At 58.1% G+C, this 5,647-nt stretch carries 4 protein-coding genes; 1 reads left to right on the forward strand and 3 read right to left on the reverse strand.

The window, feature by feature from the left end; all coding sequences use genetic code 11:
- Window positions 1–305 precede the first annotated feature (305 nt).
- Window positions 306–1,826 (reverse strand): fumarate hydratase, encoded by a 1,521-nt coding sequence (locus tag CSQ89_RS19510; RefSeq protein ID WP_099407705.1) that lies wholly within the window; start codon window positions 1,824–1,826, stop codon window positions 306–308.
- A 186-nt stretch (window positions 1,827–2,012) separates the two neighbouring features.
- Between CSQ89_RS19510 and CSQ89_RS19515 the strand changes: the two genes are divergently transcribed.
- A complete protein-coding gene (locus tag CSQ89_RS19515) occupies window positions 2,013–4,136 on the forward strand; it encodes a UvrD-helicase domain-containing protein (protein ID WP_143747106.1) in 2,124 nt (707 codons plus the stop codon).
- 6 nt (window positions 4,137–4,142) lie between these two features.
- On the opposite strand, the gene CSQ89_RS19520 is transcribed toward CSQ89_RS19515, so the two are convergent.
- On the reverse strand, window positions 4,143–4,949 hold the full coding sequence (locus tag CSQ89_RS19520; protein ID WP_099407707.1) for a ferritin-like domain-containing protein: 807 nt from the start codon (window positions 4,947–4,949) through the stop codon (window positions 4,143–4,145).
- Window positions 4,946–5,218 (reverse strand): DUF1653 domain-containing protein, encoded by a 273-nt coding sequence (locus CSQ89_RS19525; protein WP_099407708.1) that lies wholly within the window; start codon window positions 5,216–5,218, stop codon window positions 4,946–4,948. Before CSQ89_RS19525 ends, CSQ89_RS19520 begins: the two co-directional genes overlap by 4 nt.
- Window positions 5,219–5,647 lie beyond the last annotated feature (429 nt).

Below are 5,647 nucleotides of genomic sequence, written 5' to 3' on the forward strand. Positions count from 1 at the left end.
GAACGGTTGGGTGACCAATTGCTGTCCAAACAACGACGGGGGCGCGAATGCCCCCGTGTCGTGAAAAAGCCGCCGTCGCGTTATCCGGTCAAACAGCTCTGCGTTGTTAAGTGAACGGCATTACCCGCTTAGAACCCATTTACGATCTTGTTGCACAGCCGTGATCCGGGTTCATGTGCTGCTCGAACGCCTCATGTACAAAAGTACATTCCGGTTTCTGCGCTGCGCTTCATCCCGCTGACGACTGCTTGCGACAGATCGTAAACAGGTTCTTAGCAGGGGCTTTGTTTGATAGCAGTCCTGATTTATTGGGCGTTGACAGGGATTTTGCCGATCTTGGCTTGCCATTCGGCTGGACCGGTCTTGTGGACCGAGCTGCCTTTCGAATCCACTGCCACGGTTACCGGCATATCGACCACATCGAATTCGTAGATCGCTTCCATGCCCAAGTCGGCAAAGCCCACCACCTTGGCACCCTTGATGGCTTTGGAGACCAGATAGGCTGCACCGCCAACGGCCATCAGGTATACCGATTTGTGTTTCTGGATGGCATCGATGGCGGTGGGGCCGCGCTCAGCCTTGCCAACCATGCCGAGCAAGCCCGTTTGGGCCAGTACCTGTTCGGTGAACTTGTCCATGCGCGTCGCTGTTGTGGGGCCGGCAGGGCCGACCACTTCATCGCGTACAGGGTCGACCGGGCCGACGTAGTAGATAAAGCGGCCTTTGAAGTCCACCGGCAGCGCCTCTCCCTTATTGAGCATGTCGACCATACGCTTGTGTGCGGCGTCGCGGCCAGTCAGCAGTTTGCCGTTCAGCAACAGGGTTTCACCCGGCTGCCAACTGGCGACTTCGGCGGGGGTAATGCTGTTCAGGTCGACCCGGCGGGCATTGGCTGAAGGAGTCCAGGTGACATCGGGCCAATCTTCCAGCTTGGGGGCCGCCAGTTTGGCTGGGCCGCTCCCGTCGAGTTCGAAGTGAACATGGCGTGTAGCGGCGCAGTTAGGGATCATCGCTACCGGAAGGCTGGCCGCGTGGGTAGGGTAGTCGTTGATCTTGATATCGAGCACCGTAGCCAGTCCACCCAGGCCCTGCGCACCAATGCCGAGCGCGTTGACTTTCTCGTACAGTTCGATGCGCAGCTCTTCAGCCCGGGTTTGCGCGCCGCGCTTGATCAGGTCCTGGATATCGATGGGATCCATCAAAGACCGTTTGGCCAGCAACATGGCCTTTTCGGCAGTACCGCCAATGCCAATGCCCAACATGCCGGGGGGGCACCAGCCCGCACCCATCAGCGGCACAGTCTTTAGTACCCAATCAACGATGCTGTCGGATGGGTTGAGCATGACGAACTTGGATTTGTTTTCCGAGCCACCGCCCTTGGCGGCGATATGTACTTCTACCGTGTTGCCCGGCACCAGTTCGATATGGGTGATGCCAGGGGTGTTGTCCTTGGTGTTTTTGCGGCTGCCGGCCGGGTCGGCCAGCACCGAGGCGCGCAGTTTGTTGTCCGGGTGCAGATACGCACGGCGAATGCCTTCGTTGACCATGTCTTCCACACTCATGGTGGCGTCGGCCCACTGCACGCTCATGCCGATGGTGACGAAGGCGCAAACGATGCCGGTGTCCTGGCAAATGGGCCGGTGGCCTTCGGCGCACATGCGGCTGTTGGTCAGGATTTGCGCAATAGCATCCTTGGCGGCGGGGCTTTCTTCCAACTCGTAGGCACGGCCCAGGGCATCGATATAATCCTTGGGGTGGTAGTAGGAGATGTACTGCAGGCTATCGGCAATGCTGTCGATGAAATCCTGCTGGCGGATGACGGTCATAACGGTATTCCGGTGCAATCGGGGGAAGGGCGATTATACCGGAGTCGGGTACAGGGTTTTGAGGCACAGCCCCTACTGTTGGGAACCTATTTCAACGGGGTTGCATGGGGCCCAGAAACGGTGTTTCCCTCATTCCCTTAGTTGGCCTGTGCTCGATCAGCTGGTGCTAAGGATGAACATGCGCGCTTGCTTCTCGGTAGACTGCTGCATGTTCTTTCTTTACGTTTTCTCTTTGCCATGCTGATCGATGCCGCACAACTTACCGCCGAACAAACCGCTATCGTGGGGATGGGGCAGCGTAACCAACTGGTTTTTGCGACTGCCGGCAGCGGCAAGAGTTCGGTTTTGGCGCATTGGGTATTGGCCCGATTGAAGCAAGGGGCAACGCCCGACCGCATCTTGTGCGCTACGTTTAGCCATACCGGGCGTAAGCGCTTGGAAACCCTGCTGCAAGGCCGTGGTGCCGGTGCACCCAAGGTGCATACCGTGCATGCAGTGGGTTTCGCAGCCTGCAAAAAACTGGTCGATACGGGCTGGCTGCATAGCATGCCCAAGGTGCTCAACCCTGCCGAGCCAGATGATGCCGAAACCCTGCGTGGTCATTTGTTCGCCACCATGGCCAAGCTGGCCGAGAGCCGTAGCGATCTGGAGGCTATCGACCCGACCAACCAGAATTGCGACGACCTGTTGCACCTCTTTGACCGTATCAAGGCCGAGCGCAAGTTTGCCGATTTCAGCAGCGACGATTGGCATGATGAATGGGCGGCTGAGCGTCTTGGCATAGAGGCACGTACTCTGGCCTTGTATATCGAATTCGAACGCTTGCGTCGCTTGCATGGCTTTTACACATTTGCCGATTTGATCCATGAACCGCTGCAACTGTTGGCGCGCGAGCCAGAGGCACGGCGTGACCTGGCGGGCCGTTATGACTTTGCGGTACTGGATGAGATCAACGACTTGAGCCTGGCGCAGTTGCAACTCTTGCGAGCGGTGCTCGGCCGCAAGGCGGTGATGGTGGCCGTTGGGGACGAGAGCCAGTGTATCCACGCCCAGCAGGGTGCTGACCCCAGCCTGATGCGTGAACAGTTTGCTGCGTGTTTTCATGATTTGCATGAGGGACAATTGTCCGGCTCGTTCCGCTTTGGGCCGGAGCTGGCACACGCCATGTATCAATTCATGCAGCGGGCGAAACCCGAGCCCAGGGTGGTTTGCCGGTCGCTCAGCAAGCAATCTACCCGTATTGTGCGCATGTACCGCGATGAGGAACCCGAGGCCGTGGTGGGCGTGCTGAAGAAGGTGCTGGATGAAGGCAGGATGCTGCAAGACTATGCCGTGCTGTTCCGCGCCCCTGCCGATGCGATCGCGACGGAATATGCGCTGATTGCAGCTGGCATTCCCTATCAGTTTGTTGATACCCCGCCTTTTGGCCAGCGTAACGAAGAGGCCGGTTTGCTGGGCATGCTGGCGATGGGGGGCAAGCGTTTGCATCGGCTGCCGGAAGCACGACGCGCTTTTCTGCTGGAAGCTGCCATGGGTTTGATGGCGCCCGGTCTAAGTCGCGCCATAGATGCACAAAGTGGCCGGGCCGATTGGCTGCAAAAAGGGCTGCAACAACTGGCACAGCAGCCAGACATATTGGTCGATTTCGACTACCTGCTGCGTGCGGCAGAGAAGCTGTGCGATACCTATCCCAATTCTCCCCAGGCCCGCCGGCGGGCCGAGCGTTTGATCCAGCAGCGGGCGACGTTACTGGGCCTGGAGGATGACGCCCCTGCTGCTGCCAGCTTGATTGCCATGCTGGAAATCTTTGAGGTGGAGGACGAACTTGGGCGGATGTTGATCGATCGCGAAAAGCTGGCCGAACTGCGCCATGCGCTGCACCAGACCATTGATTTCTTTGCCCGGCAGGGGTGGAGCATCGCCACGGCGCTGTCCGAACTGGAAAAACTGAATACCTACAGCGCGCGCCGGACCAGTCGGCAGGGCGCGCAGCTATTGAGTTATACCCAAGCCAAGGGGCATGAATGGTCGGTGGTGATCCTACCGGGATTGACGCGGGAAAAACTGCCGCGCCGGCAATTAGGCAATTGGCTCGATAGTGCCCGCCATAGCCTTACCGAACGGCGGCTGTTTTATGTTGCGGCAACCCGTGCAAAAGATGCCTTGGTGTTGATTGCCCCTCAGGACGAGGCCCTGAAGTTGTCCATGCGCCAAGCCCAGTACAGTGCACCACCTGCCGATCACCGAGCTTCGCGCTTTTTATATGAATTGCAGCTGCGGGCTGCGCGCGATGCGGGCAAGCCAGCCTAAAGTGGATTAACCATTGGCTGCGTAGTCCTGCAACGCAGCCAATTCAGCGTCCTCAAAGCCTGCGCGTAGGCGGGCTTCGATATTGATCTCGCCAATTTGGCGCGGCGCGCGGTAGGTGGTGAGTAATTCGCGGAAGACTTGCACGGGGTCGAGTGAACGCTCGGCGCAGCAATACCGAAACCAATGGTTGCCCACGGCGACATGGCCTACTTCATCACGAAAGATGATGTCCAGGATGGCGACAGCGGCAGGGTCGCCCGCCGCCAACAGCCGAGCCTGCATACCGGGCGTCACATCCAGCCCCCGCGCTTCCAGCAGGCGGGGCACCAGTGCCATCCGCACCAATACGTCGCCGGCCGTTTTCTCAGCCATTTCCCATAGGCTGTTATGGGCAGGGAAGTCGCCATATTGGTAACCCAATGTTTGCAGATGGTCGCGTAGCAGTCGGAAATGACCGGCTTCTTCAGAGGCTACCCTCAGCCAGTCGCCATAGTAGCTAGCCGGCATGTCAGGGAAACGCGCTGCGGCATCCAGCGCCAGGTTGATGGCATTGAATTCGATATGGACGATGGCATGCAACAACGCTGCCCGGCCTGCTGTACTACCCAAGCGCCGCCGTGGTACCTGCTGTGGCGGCAAAAGCACTGGTTTTTCCGGGCGGCCCGGTTGCTGTGGTGGTGCTTGCCAACCCATTGCGTGATTGAACTTACCGGCTTGCCAGTCGGCCCAAAGTGCATCTGCCAGTATGGCTTTGGTGTCTGGGTCGGGCTGAGCCAGCACCTCACCCAACCTGGGGTAGAGCGAGGTTTTCATGTCGCTTTGGCGGCGCGGCGGATAGCCTTGGCGTTGTTCACGGCTGCTTGCGCGATTGTGCGGTCGCCTTGCTGCGCGGTAGTTACCTCGTTGGCGTCGATTGGCTGGAAGCGTGCCAGAAACTCCTCGCGGTCGCGTACCCAGAGCCCTGCAATGAAGGGCCATAGGTGTTCATAAACGATGACGGGGTTGCCCGTATCGGCAGACATCGCATCGGCAACAAAGCGGTATAAGCCGCCATCCATGTGGCGGTAATAGCGGTCGGACATGATCTAAGAACCTGTTTAAAGTTTGCTGTGCGTCGGCAATATGGCGTTGAAAACACCCTCGGAATGCTCATTTACCACTCGTAAACTCCGCTTCCTCGGCTGTTTTCGCCTTATCTTGCCCTAGCTCGCGAGACTTTAGACAGGTTCTAAGCAAACCTCTAGGGCAGGGAGGGGCGGATTTTATGGCTTTCGCGATACTTTAGCCGGTGTCTTTTTAAGTGGGGCAGCGTTTGCTGCCCGTTGCCACATGCTATGCAACAAATCTTTCCCGGCAAAATTACTCTTCAATTTTTAATAAGGGTCTGATGTTACGCAGTGCATACGCTAACCTGTCGCAATGAAGAACAAAGAACTCGATTTGTACACCGACTATTTGCTGAGCACGTTTGGTGCGGCGACAGCAACGGGCTTGTCGGCGATGGTAGGTGG

Origin of the sequence: Chitinimonas sp. BJB300, from assembly GCF_002735695.1 — a bacterium.
In the GTDB taxonomy this organism is placed as follows: domain Bacteria; phylum Pseudomonadota; class Gammaproteobacteria; order Burkholderiales; family Chitinimonadaceae; genus Chitinimonas.